Annotated in this window: 15 protein-coding genes; 13 read left to right on the top strand and 2 right to left on the bottom strand. The window is 62.9% G+C overall.

What is annotated here, in order from left to right; genetic code table 11:
- A partial coding sequence (locus ABIV12_RS13425) for a TetR/AcrR family transcriptional regulator (protein ID WP_348060116.1) occupies nucleotides 1-335 on the bottom strand: 335 nt, incomplete at its 3' end.
- Between the two features lie 196 nt (nucleotides 336-531).
- Between ABIV12_RS13425 and ndk the strand changes: the two genes are divergently transcribed.
- The 10 genes from ndk to moeB all read left to right on the top strand — a co-directional run bounded on the left by ndk (nucleotide 532) and on the right by moeB (nucleotide 10,540).
- Complete coding sequence (gene ndk / locus ABIV12_RS13420; RefSeq protein ID WP_348060115.1) at nucleotides 532-957, top strand: nucleoside-diphosphate kinase; 426 nt, start codon at nucleotides 532-534, stop codon at nucleotides 955-957.
- Nucleotides 958-969: 12 nt separating this feature from the next.
- Nucleotides 970-2,082 (top strand): 23S rRNA (adenine(2503)-C(2))-methyltransferase RlmN, encoded by a 1,113-nt coding sequence (gene rlmN / locus ABIV12_RS13415; protein WP_348060113.1) that lies wholly within the window; start codon nucleotides 970-972, stop codon nucleotides 2,080-2,082.
- A gap of 4 nt (nucleotides 2,083-2,086) precedes the next feature.
- Entirely contained in the window at nucleotides 2,087-2,854 is a 768-nt protein-coding gene (gene pilW, locus ABIV12_RS13410; protein WP_348060111.1) for a type IV pilus biogenesis/stability protein PilW, read from the top strand.
- A 41-nt stretch (nucleotides 2,855-2,895) separates the two neighbouring features.
- Nucleotides 2,896-3,960 carry a RodZ domain-containing protein gene (locus tag ABIV12_RS13405; RefSeq protein ID WP_348060109.1) on the top strand — a complete coding sequence of 355 codons (1,065 nt, stop codon included), beginning with the start codon at nucleotides 2,896-2,898 and terminating at the stop codon, nucleotides 3,958-3,960.
- Nucleotides 3,961-4,093: 133 nt separating this feature from the next.
- Nucleotides 4,094-4,771 (top strand): tetratricopeptide repeat protein, encoded by a 678-nt coding sequence (locus ABIV12_RS13400; protein WP_348060108.1) that lies wholly within the window; start codon nucleotides 4,094-4,096, stop codon nucleotides 4,769-4,771.
- The gene (bamB, locus tag ABIV12_RS13395; protein WP_348060106.1) at nucleotides 4,768-5,961 is read left to right on the top strand and encodes an outer membrane protein assembly factor BamB; all 1,194 of its coding nucleotides are present in this window, start codon (nucleotides 4,768-4,770) and stop codon (nucleotides 5,959-5,961) included. The genes ABIV12_RS13400 and bamB overlap by 4 nt, the downstream gene beginning before the upstream one ends.
- Nucleotides 5,962-6,087: 126 nt before the next feature.
- Nucleotides 6,088-7,488 carry a ribosome biogenesis GTPase Der gene (gene der, locus ABIV12_RS13390; RefSeq protein ID WP_348060104.1) on the top strand — a complete coding sequence of 467 codons (1,401 nt, stop codon included), beginning with the start codon at nucleotides 6,088-6,090 and terminating at the stop codon, nucleotides 7,486-7,488.
- A gap of 23 nt (nucleotides 7,489-7,511) precedes the next feature.
- A complete protein-coding gene (gene mobA / locus ABIV12_RS13385; RefSeq protein ID WP_348060102.1) occupies nucleotides 7,512-8,153 on the top strand; it encodes a molybdenum cofactor guanylyltransferase in 642 nt (213 codons plus the stop codon).
- A 7-nt stretch (nucleotides 8,154-8,160) separates the two neighbouring features.
- The gene (glp, locus tag ABIV12_RS13380; RefSeq protein WP_348060100.1) at nucleotides 8,161-9,378 is read left to right on the top strand and encodes a gephyrin-like molybdotransferase Glp; all 1,218 of its coding nucleotides are present in this window, start codon (nucleotides 8,161-8,163) and stop codon (nucleotides 9,376-9,378) included.
- A 4-nt stretch (nucleotides 9,379-9,382) separates the two neighbouring features.
- Complete coding sequence (gene moeB / locus ABIV12_RS13375) at nucleotides 9,383-10,540, top strand: molybdopterin-synthase adenylyltransferase MoeB (RefSeq protein ID WP_348060098.1); 1,158 nt, start codon at nucleotides 9,383-9,385, stop codon at nucleotides 10,538-10,540.
- A gap of 32 nt (nucleotides 10,541-10,572) precedes the next feature.
- On the opposite strand, the gene ABIV12_RS13370 is transcribed toward moeB, so the two are convergent.
- A complete protein-coding gene (locus ABIV12_RS13370; RefSeq protein WP_348060096.1) occupies nucleotides 10,573-10,869 on the bottom strand; it encodes a DUF1244 domain-containing protein in 297 nt (98 codons plus the stop codon).
- 100 nt (nucleotides 10,870-10,969) lie between these two features.
- On the opposite strand from ABIV12_RS13370, the gene folD reads away from it, so the two are divergent.
- From folD to dctP, 3 genes are all read left to right on the top strand, one after another.
- A complete protein-coding gene (gene folD, locus ABIV12_RS13365; protein WP_348060094.1) occupies nucleotides 10,970-11,824 on the top strand; it encodes a bifunctional methylenetetrahydrofolate dehydrogenase/methenyltetrahydrofolate cyclohydrolase FolD in 855 nt (284 codons plus the stop codon).
- A 42-nt stretch (nucleotides 11,825-11,866) separates the two neighbouring features.
- Complete coding sequence (locus ABIV12_RS13360; protein ID WP_348060092.1) at nucleotides 11,867-12,733, top strand: TRAP transporter TatT component family protein; 867 nt, start codon at nucleotides 11,867-11,869, stop codon at nucleotides 12,731-12,733.
- A 77-nt stretch (nucleotides 12,734-12,810) separates the two neighbouring features.
- Nucleotides 12,811-13,616, top strand: an 806-nt coding sequence (gene dctP, locus ABIV12_RS13355; RefSeq protein ID WP_348060090.1) for a TRAP transporter substrate-binding protein DctP, incomplete at its 3' end; no start/stop codon positions are given.

Raw genomic sequence — 13,616 nt, 5'->3', positions numbered from 1 at the left:
GCACTGTCCATCGACTGTTCGAGCGCGGGTCGGATGAACGCATCGAGCACGTGTTCAAGCGAATGCCCCGGACTGGCAAGAACCGTCGTCAGCAAAGCCAGTCGGTGCTGGTTGAGTTCATCCAGGCGGCGACGAAAGACTTCTTCGATCAAGCTGTCTTTTGATCCAAAGTGATAATTGACCGCCGCAAGGTTGACCTTCGCCGCAGCCGTTACCTGTCGCAGGGATGCACCTGCGAATCCATGTCGCGCGAACAGGGTTTCCGCAACGCAGAGAATGCGTTCGCGCGTGGAAAAACTGGGTTGAAGGGGCTGCACGGCTGGCCATTCACGCATCAAACGATCGTTTGAATCATAGGCGGCACGCGCTCGTCTGGTCAAACAAACCGGACGCCGGAGTGTCAAATTCATTCAAACTTAGCTAGAATTGCAGTCGATAATGTGAGCTAAGCCCGCGGATTGGCGTGCATTTAGCGATATAACGGCACCTCTGGGCCGTTCCCTTTGAACCCGACCCCCTAGGAGACCCGGCATGGCGCTGGAGCGCACTCTTTCCATCATCAAACCCGACGCCGTCGCGAAAAACGTCATCGGCGAGATCTACACTCGCTTCGAGAAGGCGGGGCTCAAGGTCATCGCCGCGAAGATGAAGCAGTTGACGCGCGCCGACGCCGAGGGCTTTTACGCGGTGCATCGTGAGAGGCCGTTCTTCAATGCGCTTGTCGACTTCATGATTTCCGGCCCTGTGATGATTCAGGCACTGGAGGGCGACAACGCCGTGCTCAAGCATCGTGACCTGATGGGCGCGACCAATCCAAAGGAAGCGGCACCGGGAACGATCCGCGCGGATTTCGCAACCTCGATCGACGCCAATGCAGTGCATGGTTCGGATGCGGTCGATGCTGCAAAAGTGGAAATCGCGTACTTTTTCGACAGTCACGAAATCTGCACGCGCTGACGGAATGTGACGGTGACGACACCCAAGGCCAATTTGCTCGACTACGACCGTTCCGGCTTGCGCGACCTGTTCGCGCAGCTGGGTGAGAAACCGTATCGTGCCGACCAGGTGATGAAATGGGTGTATCACCGCCACGTCACCGACTTCGCGCAGATGACCGATGTCGGAAAAGTCCTGCGTGACAAGTTGAGCGATGCGATCGAGATCGTGCCGCCGAACACGCTGATTGAGAAACAGGCGATCGATGGCACGCACAAGTGGCTGCTCGGCATGGACGGTCGCAATGCGATCGAGGCGGTCTTCATTCCGGAAACATCTCGCGGCACGCTTTGCGTCTCGTCGCAGATCGGCTGTGGTCTGAACTGCACGTTCTGCTCGACCGGCACGCAGGGTTTCAACCGCAACCTGTCCGCTGCTGAAATCATCGGTCAGGTGTGGGTGGCGGCGAAGCACCTGGGGAATGTCCCGCACCACCAACGCAAGCTCACCAACGTTGTGCTGATGGGGATGGGCGAGCCTCTGCTCAATTTCGACAATGTCGTCACTGCGATGAGCGTGATGCGTGACGACTTCGGTTTTGGTCTGGCGAACAAGCGCGTGACGCTCTCGACTGCCGGTCTCGTGCCGATGATCGACAAGCTGGGCGAGGTCGCGGATGTGTCGCTCGCGGTGTCGCTGCATGCGCCCAATGACGAGTTGCGCAGCGAACTGGTTCCGCTCAACCGGAAATATCCGATTGCCGAACTGCTCGACGCGTGCGCTCGCTATGCCGCACGCAGGACGCGCGCGATGATCACCTTCGAATACACCATGCTCAAGGGCGTCAATGACAAGCCCGAACACGCCCGTGAGCTGATCAAGCTGATGCGACGTCTTCCTGCCAAGGTCAATCTCATTCCATTCAATCCTTTTGAGGGAACGCGCTACACACGCTCCGACGACGATGTCATCCGGGCCTTCCAGAAGATCCTTCTCGACGCCGATGTGCTGACGATGGTCCGGCGCACGCGCGGTGACGATATCGACGCAGCGTGCGGTCAGCTCAAGGGGCAGGTCATGGATCGCACGCGCCGCCAAGCGGAGTTCCGGCGCAAGCTCGAAGCAGGGGTGGCCGATGCGGCTTGAGCGCATGACCCTCGCATTCGCCATGGGCGCGTCAATGACGTTGCTCGCAGGCTGCGGCGCCTCCGGCGGCGGCATCGTCAAAGCGGACAGTGTGGCGACGCAAAAAACAGATGCCGCACGCGTTCATACCGAGCTGGGCCAGAAATACCTGCAGCAGGGGCAGCTCGAGACGGCGTTGGAGAAACTCACCAAAGCGCTGGAATATGATCCAGGCTACGTGGATGCGCACACCGTGATCGCCGTGCTTTACGAAAGGATCAACGATCCCGCAAAGGCGGAAGAACACTACAAGCGTGCGAGCGATCTGAAACCGAAGGGCGGCAACGAAGCGAACAACTACGCCACATTCCTGTGCAAGCTCGGTCGCTATGACCAGGCGCAGTCCTATTTTGAACGTGCCCTTGCCGATCCGTTCTACAAGACGCCTGCGGTTGCGCTGGCCAACTCCGGCGCCTGCCTGCTCAAGGCCGGCAAGCGGGATGAGGCGGAAGCAGCCCTACGCAAGGCGCTCGACCTGCGACCCAACCAGGGGGAAGCGCTGATCCAGCTGGCGTCGGCGTTGTACGAGAAGGGCGAATACTTCAAGGCGCGCGCCTTCGTTCAGCGCTTCGAGGCGAATGGCGAGTCGCGTCCCGATGCATTGCTGCTGGGTCGCAATATCGAGCTGCATCTGGGTAACGGACGCGCGGCCGGAGACTACACGCGCAAGCTCATGCAGACGTTTCCCGAGTCCGAACAAGCGCGTTCGCTGAACATCCAGAGCCCGTCATGACCTCACGCGACGGTGATCCCCGGCCGACCACAATCCACGAAATGAACGACGAACGCAGCGACCAGATGACGCTGCCGCTGTCCAGAGGAACACGACCCATGAGAGCCGCACAGGCCGGTGATTTGAACGAAATGCCTGCACAGCCGGCAGACGACGTCGACCTGCAGTCGATTGAACGCCACGACGACGCGGAGGCACCGATGGGGCCTCGACTGCGCGCTGCGCGCGTGGCACACGGCTTCAGCGTTGCTGACGTGTCGTCCCGCCTCAAGCTGCCGGTCAAGCTGATCGAGCGGCTCGAGGGCGACGACTACGAGGGCATGACCGAGGGAGTGTTCCTGCGTGGCTATCTCCGGAGCTACGCACGTCTTGTCGGCCTCCCGGTGGAGCAGGTGGCGAGCGTCGCCGCTGCGCGTACCCGGACGATTCCGCTGGTCGCGACCGGCACGATTTCCCGTTCGCGCTATCTGTTCGACAGGTACTCCGTCAGCGCGACCTACCTGGTGCTCACGGCGATCATCGTGGTGCCCGCGGTATGGCTCGCGACGCATGGTGGACTCGAGCAGAATCTTGCGCGCACGACACCGCTCGATCCGCCGGCGGTGACGTCTGCCGTCGCGGAACAACCCGCATCTGCCGACGCAATGGCGTCATCTGGCGGCGTAGCCGACGATGCGCGTCGCGCAACGGACGTCGACGGCCCGTCGGGCGCAGCGATTCACGCCGACGCGGCAGATCCTGCTCCGGTGATTGCGTCCATGGCGCCGTTCGTCGTGACGCAGCAACCGGCCCAGCCTCTCATGTCGACTGCGCTCGCACCGGCTGCCGGCACGACGCACACGTTGAGCGTCGCCCTGAGCCAGCAAAGTTGGGTCGAAGTCACGACGGCCGATGGTCGCAAGCTCGAATATGGAATGCTTGCGGCGGGAAGCGAGCACACCTATCGCAGCGAGGGTCAACTGTCCGTTCGCTTGGGCAATGTGCAAGGCGCACAGGTGCGCACGGATGGAAAGTCCATTGACCTGACGCCGTTCCAGCGAGGAAATGTGGCGCACATTCGCGTGTTCGACCAAAGCGGCGCACCGGTGAGTCGCATCGATCAATAGCGGCTGCGGAATCCGCGGCCGTCGATGAAACCGGCCGGATCGCCCGACCGCGGTTTCCTGATACCCTTGTGCGCCTTTCGGCGGGCCGCTGTCGCGGCCGTCGTCGCACTCTCGCGTTTTCCCAGGTGAATGCATGTCTTTCGACGTTCTCGACGAACACGAACAAGGTGAACTGGTTCAGAAATGGCTGCGCGAGAACGCGCTGTCCATTGCCGCGGGAGTGGGGCTCGGCCTCGTCCTCATCTTCGGCTGGCAGCAGTGGAAATCGCATCGCACCCAGAATTCTGCACAGGCGGCTGCGCAGTACCAGGCTCTGTCCGATGCGGTCGATGCGAAGCGCGACGATGAAGTGGAGACGATCGCGCAGGCCGTGCGCAAGGATTTTCCCGATTCCGCATACGCCGTGTTCGCCGCGATGACCCAGGCCGATATCGCCGTGAAAAAGAACTATCTCGCTGGCGCGGCAACCGCCCTGGAATGGGCAAGAGAACATTCTCCCGAGGCGTCGCTCAAGTCGCTCGCGTCCCTTCGCCTGGCGAAGGTCAAGTTTGCCCAAGGTGACGTGGATGCGTCGCTCAAACTCGTCGACGCTGTTCCCAAGGATGAATACACCGCTATGGCAGCGGAGATTCGCGGCGACGCGCTCGCAAGACAGGGCCACTCCGATGCCGCACGGACGGCTTATCAGGAGGCAATCTCCAAACTTGATCCGCAGGCCACCAATCGGAATTTCCTGCAGATGAAGCTCGACGATCTGGCGGCGAGTTCGACGCCAGCTGTCGTTGCCACGACTGGAAAGGCTGGCTCATGAAACGCTCTCTGCTGGTCGTCGCCGCGTTCACGGCCGCACTCAGCGGCTGCACCTGGCTGAAAACGCTGGGCAAGAAGGACAACGTCGAGCCACCCACGCCTCTGACAGAATTTTCGCCGACCCTTCAGATCGACCGCGTGTGGAGCGAGGGGATCGGAAAGGGTGGGGGCCTGTCGGGCGCGCGGATGGTGCCCAATGTGACCGACGGCAAGATGTATGCGGCAAGCATCGACGGCACCATTGAGGCGATCGACGCAGCCAGCGGACACACGATCTGGCAAAAGCATTTCGGCACGCGCCATGGCTGGTGGTGGCGGCGCACCGAGAATTCGACGCGTTGGTCGGGTGGTCCGGTGGCGCAGGGCGACATGCTTGTGGTCGGCGGTCTGGACGGCCAGGTGCAGGCACTCTCGACGCAGGACGGTGCAGAGCGCTGGAATGTCCAGCTGACCTCAGAAGTGATTGCACCTCCTGCGATCGGCAACGGTGTGGTTGTGGTTCGTACCAACGATGGACGACTGGTCGGTCTCGATGCCAGTGACGGAAGTCGCAAATGGATCGTCGATCAAGCGGTGCCAGCGCTCAGCCTGCGCGGTAACGCTGCGCCGTTGATCGTGAATGGCGTGGTGTATGACGGCTTCGACAACGGCAAGGTGATCGCCATCGGTCTCGCCGACGGCAAGGAAATGTGGGTGCAGTCGCTCTCCAGCGGCGAAGGTCGCACCGAAGTCGAGCGACTGTCCGACGTTGACGGCGCGCTGGTCGCCGACGGTACAGCGCTGTATGCCGCTGGATATCGCGGCCAGGTCGCAGCGCTCGCGCTCGACACGGGGCGACCGCTGTGGCAGCGCGATTTGTCCAGTTATGTCGGTGCAGCGGTCAGTGGCAATACCGTCGTCGTCGTCGACGCAGAGGGGAATGTGTGGGCGTTCGATCGCGAAACCGGCGTCAACCTGTGGAAGCAGGACAAGCTGAAGTACCGCTGGTTGAGCGCTCCGGCCATTCATGGCGACTCGGTGGTCGTGGGCGACAGCGAGGGGTTCGTTCACTGGTTGAGCTTGTCGGAAGGCAAGTTCGCCGCGCGTGAGCGGATCAGCAAGAAAGCCATCGAAGGCGCACCGTTGGTGGTGGACGGTACGCTGTACATTGAAGACGTGAAGGGACACATCAGCGCGTATCGCGCCCGATAGTCCGCACGAACCGGCAACCTTGTGGCGCATGATGCTCATGCGCCACGCGACGCATCGCCGTGCGCCAACCCAGATGTCTCCCCGGTCGGTCGCCGCAGCCGGGGAGGGATCGCTCCGGAGCCTGCAATGCTTCCCGTAGTAGCCCTCGTCGGGCGTCCAAACGTCGGCAAGTCGACGCTCTTCAACGTGCTCACGCGCACGCGCGACGCACTCGTGCATGACATGCCCGGGGTGACGCGAGATCGCCATTACGGCATCTGTCGGCTTGCGTCCGCCCCTTTCGTCATCGTCGACACCGGCGGCTTGATCGAGAATGCCGCAGGCCTCGACACACAGACGGTACGCCAGGCCGAGTTCGCGATCGACGAAGCCGACGTGGTGTTGCTGACCGTGGATGCGCGTGATGGCCTGTTGCCGACCGATCGCGCCATTCTCGACCGGCTGCGCCGCGCGTCGAAACCGATGCTGCTGCTGGTCAACAAGGTCGATGGTCTCGACGAAAACAATGCGCTGGCGGAATTCGCCGCGTTGGGCATGGCCTCCGCGTTGCCGATGTCGGCGGCGCATGGCCGCGGTACCACTCCGCTGCTTGCGGCGTTGGAGGCGTTGCTGCCCAAGCCAGATGCCGATCTGCTCGAGGAGCGACCCGACGAGGGCATTCGCGTCGCGATCGTCGGGCGTCCGAATGCCGGAAAGTCGACACTCGTGAACCGGCTGCTTGGCGAGGAACGAGTCATCGCATCGGAGACACCCGGCACCACGCGTGATTCGATCCGCGTCGCCCTTGAACGCGACGGCAAGAAGTACACCCTGATCGACACCGCCGGCATCCGGCGTCGCGCGCGCGTCGAGGATGCGCTGGAAAAGTTCAGCGTCATCAAGTCGCTGCAATCGGTCGATGCGGCGCACGTCACGGTACTGATGCTCGATGCGCGCGAAGGCGTCGCGGATCAGGACACCGCACTGATCGGCCACGTGCTCGAATCCGGGCGCGCGCTGGTAATCGCCGTGAACAAGTGGGACGACATGGACAAGTACCAGCGGGAGCAGTGCGTGGCGTCGCTGTCGCGCAAGCTGGTGTTCGCCGAGTGGGCGAAGCAGGTCTTCATTTCCGCACTGCACGGCAGCGGCATCGGCGAATTGATGAAAGCCGTGAATCGCGCCCATGCGTCGGCGAACCACAAATTCACGTCATCCGAACTGACCCGTGCGGTGGAAGCGGCGTACACGGCGTATCAACCGCCGCTCGCGCGAGGCCACACGCCAAAGCTCAAGTACGCGCATCCGGGCGGCGCCAATCCGCCGACGATCGTGATCCACGGCGCACGCACCAAGCACATCGCCGAAAGCTACCGGCGCTATCTCGAGAACTTCTTCCGCAAGCGCTATCGACTCGAAGGAACGCCGATCCGCATCGAGTTCCGCGACAGCGACAACCCGTTCGCCGGCAAGCGCAACGTGCTGACCGAAGGTCAGGCAAAGCGTCGGACGCGGATGATCCGCAACGCCAAGAAAAGCAAGCGCTGACGGAGTGCCGCGAGGTCGACGCGATGACCCCCGTTGCCGGTTCGATCACGTTCGCGATCCTCGCCGGAGGCGCCGCCGTGCGCATGGGTGGTCGGGACAAAGGGCTTGAACCGTTCCACGGACGACCGCTGATCGCGTGGGTGATCGACGCGGCAGCCAGCATGGCAATGGATGGGACGCAAGGATCGGAAGTCGCCGGAAGTGCGTCATGCAAGTGCCCGCTGTTGATCTCTGCCAATCGATCTCTCGACGATTACGCGCGCTACGGGCGAGTCGTGACGGATCGGCAACCCGGATTTTCCGGCCCGCTCGCTGGTATCGCTGCTGCGCTGGCGGCGTGCACGACGGAGTGGCTGATCACCCTGCCGGTCGATTGCCCCGATCCGCCACGCGACCTTCTGATCCGGCTGATCGAATCCGTACGCGCGCAGGCCGTGAACGCGGTCGTCGCGCACGATGGCGAGCGCCGGCAGCCCCTGTTTGCAGTGTATGCGCGCTTGCTCGCGTCTTCCGCCTCGCAGGCAGTCGGAGAAGGGCGCGGCGTATGGCATTGGCAGACCGGCATCGGCGCGCATGAACTTGATTTCGCCGATCGACGACGGCAGTTTCGAAATCTCAACACTCCGGAAGACTTCGACCGCGATGCCGATTCCGACAACGCCTGATTTCGCAATGCACCTGTCGGTGGACGACGCTCGCAGACGTGCGCTCGACCTCGGGCTTGCCGCGCGCGTCGGCACCGAGTCGGTCGAGCTCGACCGGCTGGGCGGACGGATCCTCGCCGAAGACATCGTTGTGCCGGATGATTTGCCGCCGTTCGCCAATTCAGCCATGGACGGTTACGCCGTGCGAGGTGCCGAATTGCCGACCAGTGGCGAAGGTCGTTTTCGCCTCGCCGGCACCGTCCTCGCGGGTGCGTCCGCAGCGCCTGCGTTCGGCGACGGTGAATGCGTGCGCATCACCACGGGCGCGCCACTTCCGCCGGGCGCGGACACGGTCGTCATCAAGGAAAACGTGACGATCGACGGTGATTCGATCGTCATTCGATCCTCTGAACGCGCAGGCGCGAATGTGCGACCTGCTGGTGAGGACTATCACGCCGGCGACGTCGCTTTCAAAAAAGGAACTGCACTTTCGCCCGCGCAGGTCGCCGTGCTCGCAGCGGCGGGCCGTACCGGCGCGATCGTTGCGCAGCGTCCTCGGGTGGCGTTGTTTGTCACCGGCGACGAACTGGTCCCGTCGGGAGAGCCGCTCGGATTCGGGCAGATCCACGACAGCAATCGCTACAGCCTTGGTGGACTGCTGCGCGGCCTCGGCATTGAAGCGCATCCGGTGATGCACCTGCGCGACGATCCGGTCCGCTTGCGCGCAGCGTTCCGCAACGCTGCTGACCACTGCGACCTGCTTCTGAGCAGTGGCGGCGTATCGGCGGGCGAGGCGGATCTGCTGCCGGGGATCGTTGCCGACCTTGGCACCATCCATTTCTGGAAGGTTCGGATGAGACCGGGAATGCCGCTGCTATGCGGTCAGATCGGCGGCGCGCTGGTTTTCGGACTTCCCGGCAATCCGGTGTCGACCATCGCAACCTTCCTCGTCCTCGTTCGCCCCGTACTTCTTGCGATGCAACGTGCAACGAATGCCGCGGGTCGGGTATGGCGCGCGCGGCTCGCGGCGCCGGTTCTCAAGAAGCACGATCGATGTGAATTCCTGCGTGCGAGAATTGACATGCGCGAGGATGCAACCTTGTGGGCGACACCCATGCAGAAACAGGGTTCGGGCATGTTGCGCGGCGTGGTCGATGCCGACGCACTGATCATGATTCCGGAAAACGCGCACGAGCTTGCGCAGGGATCGGTCGTCGACCTGTTGCCGTTGCCAGGACTGTTCTGACGCCATGACCACAGACGTCGAAAACGGCAACGGCGCGGTTGTCACGATACCCGTCGTCGAAGCTCGCGACGCTTTCGACCGCCAAGGTTCTGGCGCTTTGCTGCTCGACGTCCGTGAAGACGACGAGCGTGCGGCTGGAATGCCGGCGGATGCGATCGGATTGCCGCTGGGGTCGATCTCAACCGGCATCGAAGCAATCACGACCGATCGTACACGCGAGATCCTCGTGATCTGCGGCAGCGGCACGCGTTCGCTGCGTGCAGCCGCCGCTTTGCGTGAACTCGGCTATGCGCGCAGCGCCTCGGTGGCGGGCGGGTTTGCCGCATGGAAAGGGGTGGATTTGCCGGTCCAGGCTGGGCTCCTCGATGCAGACTCCGCCGCCCGTTATGCGCGCCACCTGGTACTTCCGGAAGTGGGCGTCGCGGGTCAGTCGCGACTCGCCCACGCGCGAGTCGCGCTTGTCGGTGCAGGAGGCCTTGGGGCGCCGGCAGCGCTCTACCTTGCTGCAGCCGGCGTCGGCACGCTGACGATCATCGATGACGATCGGGTGGAACGCTCCAACCTGCAGCGCCAGGTCATTCACACCGATGCACGCATCGGAACACTGAAAGTCGAATCGGCACGCGAAGCGCTGGCTGCGTTGAATCCGTCCGTGCACATCGTGCCGGTCGCCGATCGCGTTTCGGCGGCGAATGTTGAGGATCTGTTGCGCGGGCACGACGTGGTGATCGACGGCGCGGACAATTTTCCGACCCGGTATCTGCTGAATGCGGCGTGCTTCCGGCTGCGTATTCCACTCATCTATGGCGCGGTGCATCGCTTCACAGGGCAGGCGAGTGTGTTCGATGCGCGCCGTGACGATTCCCCGTGCTACCGATGTCTTTTTCCGGAACCGCCGTCAGCCGTCGACGCGCCCAATTGCACCGAAGCCGGTGTGCTCGGTGTGCTGCCGGGCGTGATCGGATTGTTCCAGGCAACCGAGGCGCTCAAGTTGCTTCTGTCGATCGGAACGCCGCTCGTCGGACGATTGCTGTGCTACGACGCGCTGGCTGCGACGACGCGCGAGCTGCGGCTGACGCGCGATCCCGCGTGTCCCGGTTGCGGTCCGGATGCGCGGGATGCGCCGTATGAGGACATTGCGAGACTGTGCGATTCGGCCTGACCCGTCGCCGTCGCGTGCAGCGTGGATCCGCGTCAGCCGTGTTTCTTTTGCGCCTGGGCGAAAGCGGCGAGCTGTTCCGCGGTGGCTTCCGGCTGATGGCGCGCTTTCCAGGCCGCGAACGGTTCGCCGTAGATGCGTTCGCGGGCCGTGTCCTTGTCCATCTGCATGCCGCGTTCCGCTGCCGCTTCGCGATACCAGTCCGCGAGACAGTTGCGGCAGAAACCGGCCATGGTCATCAGATCGATGTTCTGCACGTCGGTTCGCGAACCCAGGTGTTCGAGCAGGCGGCGAAATGCCGCCGCTTCCAGTTCGGTGATCGTGTCGGTCATCGTCGGCAATCCCCTTGATCCATTGGACTGTACGCCGCCGCGTCGGTTTGGGCGGCTCGGCGCAGACATGGGATAATGCGCGTTTACCGCCGGAATCGAAATGACCGCACGACTTCTCGACGGCCGCCGCATCGCCGATGACGTGCTCGACAGCGTGGCCGCGCGCGTGAAGGTGCGCATCGCTGCCGGTCGAATCGCGCCCGGACTTGCGGTCGTGCTGGTCGGCGTCGACCCCGCGTCCGCGGTCTATGTGCGCAACAAGCGACGCGCGTGCAAACACGTCGGTTTTCGCTCGCTCGACTTCGATCTTCCCGCAACGACGTCCGAGAGTGAGCTGGTCTCGCTGATCGACCGCCTCAACGCGGACCCGGATGTGCACGGCATCCTGCTTCAGTTGCCTCTTCCCGACGGCATCAATGCGACTGCACTGATCGACCGCATCGACGTGCACAAGGACGTCGACGGATTTCAGGCTGCGAACGTCGGTCGACTGGCGTTGCGCCAGCGCGGATTGCGACCCTGCACGCCGAAGGGCGTGATGATCCTGCTCGCACACACCGACCGGCCTGTGCGCGGACGCAACGCGGTGGTGGTCGGCGTTTCCAATCACGTCGGCAGGCCGCTGATACTCGAATTGCTGCTTGCAGGCTGCACAACCACCGGCTGTCACCGGTTCACCGCCGACCTCGGTGCGGAAGTGCGACGCGGCGATATCGTCGTGGTCGCGGCCGGCAAACCCGGGCTCGTGAAAGGCGAGTGGATCAAACCGGGCGCTGTGGTGATCGACGTCGGCATCAATCGGCTCGACGACGGGCGGCTCGTCGGCGACGTTGAATTCGAGGCGGCGGCCGAGCGCGCCTCGTGGATCACTCCCGTGCCTGGAGGCGTCGGACCGATGACGGTTGCGACGCTGATCGAGAACACGCTCGAAGCGGCCGAGACATTCTTCGACTGATCTGCGCGTGTCGAGCGCCATTGCTGCACTACCGGAATTGCCATGACTCCGATTCGATCCAAACGCCTCCTGCTCGCCGTCTGCGTGCTCACCCTTGTACTGGGGGGGTGTGCGAGCGTCGTCAATCGCGCAACCCAGCGACTCGCCGACGATTTGAGCGCCGGCATCCTTGACCAGGACGACCTGGCGACCGCGCGCGAAGGCGTTCCGGCGTGGCTGCTGCTGATTGATGGGTTGATCCAGGGCGCTCCGCAGAATGCCAACCTGCTGATCGCGGGTTCGCGGTTGTACGACTCTTACGGCAGTGCATTCGTTGACGATCCCGAGCGCGCCAAGCGCCTCACCGCGCGCAGCTTCGGCTATGCCCGCCGCGCAACCTGCGTGCGTCTGGTGCCGTTGTGCCAGCAGCTTGATGCACCGTTTGAAGCATTCCATGCGGAGGTTTCGAAAGTCGATGTCCGCAACATTGCGATGCTCTACCAGCTCGCTTCATCGTGGGCTGGGCGTTTGCAGGCCAACAGCGCCGACTGGAAAGCCATCGCCGATCTGCCGAAAATCCAGTTGCTGGTCGAGCGCGTCGTCGCGCTCGACCCTTCTTATGGAAAGGGTGAGCCGTACATGATTCTCGGCGTTCTGGCGACGCTTCGTCCCGCATCGCTTGGTGGCAGACCGGAGGAGGGCAAGGCCGATTTCGAGAAAGCCCTTGCATTGTCCGGTGGCAACAACCAGATGGTGCGGGTGCTGTATGCGGAGCACTATGCGCGGCTGGTGTTCGATCAGCCTTTGCACGACCGGCTCCTGAACGAGGCGATCAATGCCGATCCGCATGCGCCGGGGCTCACCCTGATCAACACGGTTGCGCAGATGCGCGCCAGAAAGTTATTGGAATCGGGCAAGGATTACTTCTGACGGTCGCGCAGCGCGACAGTCGACGACATCATCCCGCAGTCCACTTTTCTTCTGCTTCGAGAACACGGAATTCGCACATGACCTTCACGAACAAGCCCCTGCTGACGCTGGCTATTTTTTTCGGCGCAACCTGCGCACACGCAGCGCCGATCAAGATTGCAACGATCGCACCCGACGGCACCGCATGGATGCGCGAGATGCGCACGGCAGCCGAGGCGATCAAGACGAAGACCGAAGGGCGCGTGGAGGTCAAGTATTACCCCGGCGGCGTGATGGGCGATGACGCAACGGTGTTGCGCAAGATCAAGATCGGACAGCTCCAGGGCGGCGCGTTCACCGGTGGCGAAGCGACCGTGATCGCGAAGGATGCAGGGATCTATGGCCTGCCTTTCATGTTCCGCAGCGAAGAGGAAATCGACCAGGTCCGCGTGAAACTCGACCCGCTGCTGAAGCAGCAGTTCCAGAAGGAAGGATTCGAGCTGGTCGGCGTGAGTGGCGGCGGGTTTGCGTATCTGATGAGCACGCGCGACCTGAAGACGCGCGACGATCTGAAAGCCGCGAAGGTCTGGGTTCCGCAGGGCGACAAGGTGGCGGAACTCGCGTTCAAGACGGCCGGAGTCACCCCGATTCCACTGGCGTTGTCGGATGTCTACACGAGCATGCAGACCGGCCTGATCGACACCGCGGCGGGAACGCCGTCGGGCGCGATCGCGTTCCAGTGGCACACCAAGCTCAAGCACATGGTCGACTTGCCGCTCAGCTACGTGGTCGGCGAACTGGTGATCGACAAGAAGGTGTTCGATGCACTGACCGCCGAGGATCGCAAAACCGTCGATACGGAATTCGGTGCAAGCTTCGCCCGTCTGGAGAAGACCAATCGCAG

The sequence above is a fragment of the Dokdonella sp. genome (genome assembly GCF_039926425.1).
Lineage (GTDB): Bacteria > Pseudomonadota > Gammaproteobacteria > Xanthomonadales > Rhodanobacteraceae > Dokdonella_A.
The sequence above is the reverse complement of the archived record's forward strand: the minus strand, read 5'-3'. Positions and strand labels throughout refer to the sequence as shown.

What these genes read in the sequence shown, in the direction of transcription:
- ndk (WP_348060115.1), top strand. Translation starts at nt 532, where the DNA reads ATGGCGCTGGAGCGCACTCTTTCCATCATCAAACCCGACGCCGTCGCG.
- pilW (WP_348060111.1), top strand. Translation starts at nt 2,087, where the DNA reads ATGACCCTCGCATTCGCCATGGGCGCGTCAATGACGTTGCTCGCAGGC.
- ABIV12_RS13405 (WP_348060109.1), top strand. Translation starts at nt 2,896, where the DNA reads ATGAACGACGAACGCAGCGACCAGATGACGCTGCCGCTGTCCAGAGGA.
- ABIV12_RS13400 (WP_348060108.1), top strand. Translation starts at nt 4,094, where the DNA reads ATGTCTTTCGACGTTCTCGACGAACACGAACAAGGTGAACTGGTTCAG.
- bamB (WP_348060106.1), top strand. Translation starts at nt 4,768, where the DNA reads ATGAAACGCTCTCTGCTGGTCGTCGCCGCGTTCACGGCCGCACTCAGC.
- der (WP_348060104.1), top strand. Translation starts at nt 6,088, where the DNA reads ATGCTTCCCGTAGTAGCCCTCGTCGGGCGTCCAAACGTCGGCAAGTCG.
- mobA (WP_348060102.1), top strand. Translation starts at nt 7,512, where the DNA reads ATGACCCCCGTTGCCGGTTCGATCACGTTCGCGATCCTCGCCGGAGGC.
- glp (WP_348060100.1), top strand. Translation starts at nt 8,161, where the DNA reads ATGCACCTGTCGGTGGACGACGCTCGCAGACGTGCGCTCGACCTCGGG.
- moeB (WP_348060098.1), top strand. Translation starts at nt 9,383, where the DNA reads ATGACCACAGACGTCGAAAACGGCAACGGCGCGGTTGTCACGATACCC.
- ABIV12_RS13370 (WP_348060096.1), bottom strand. Translation starts at nt 10,869, where the DNA reads ATGACCGACACGATCACCGAACTGGAAGCGGCGGCATTTCGCCGCCTG.
- folD (WP_348060094.1), top strand. Translation starts at nt 10,970, where the DNA reads ATGACCGCACGACTTCTCGACGGCCGCCGCATCGCCGATGACGTGCTC.
- ABIV12_RS13360 (WP_348060092.1), top strand. Translation starts at nt 11,867, where the DNA reads ATGACTCCGATTCGATCCAAACGCCTCCTGCTCGCCGTCTGCGTGCTC.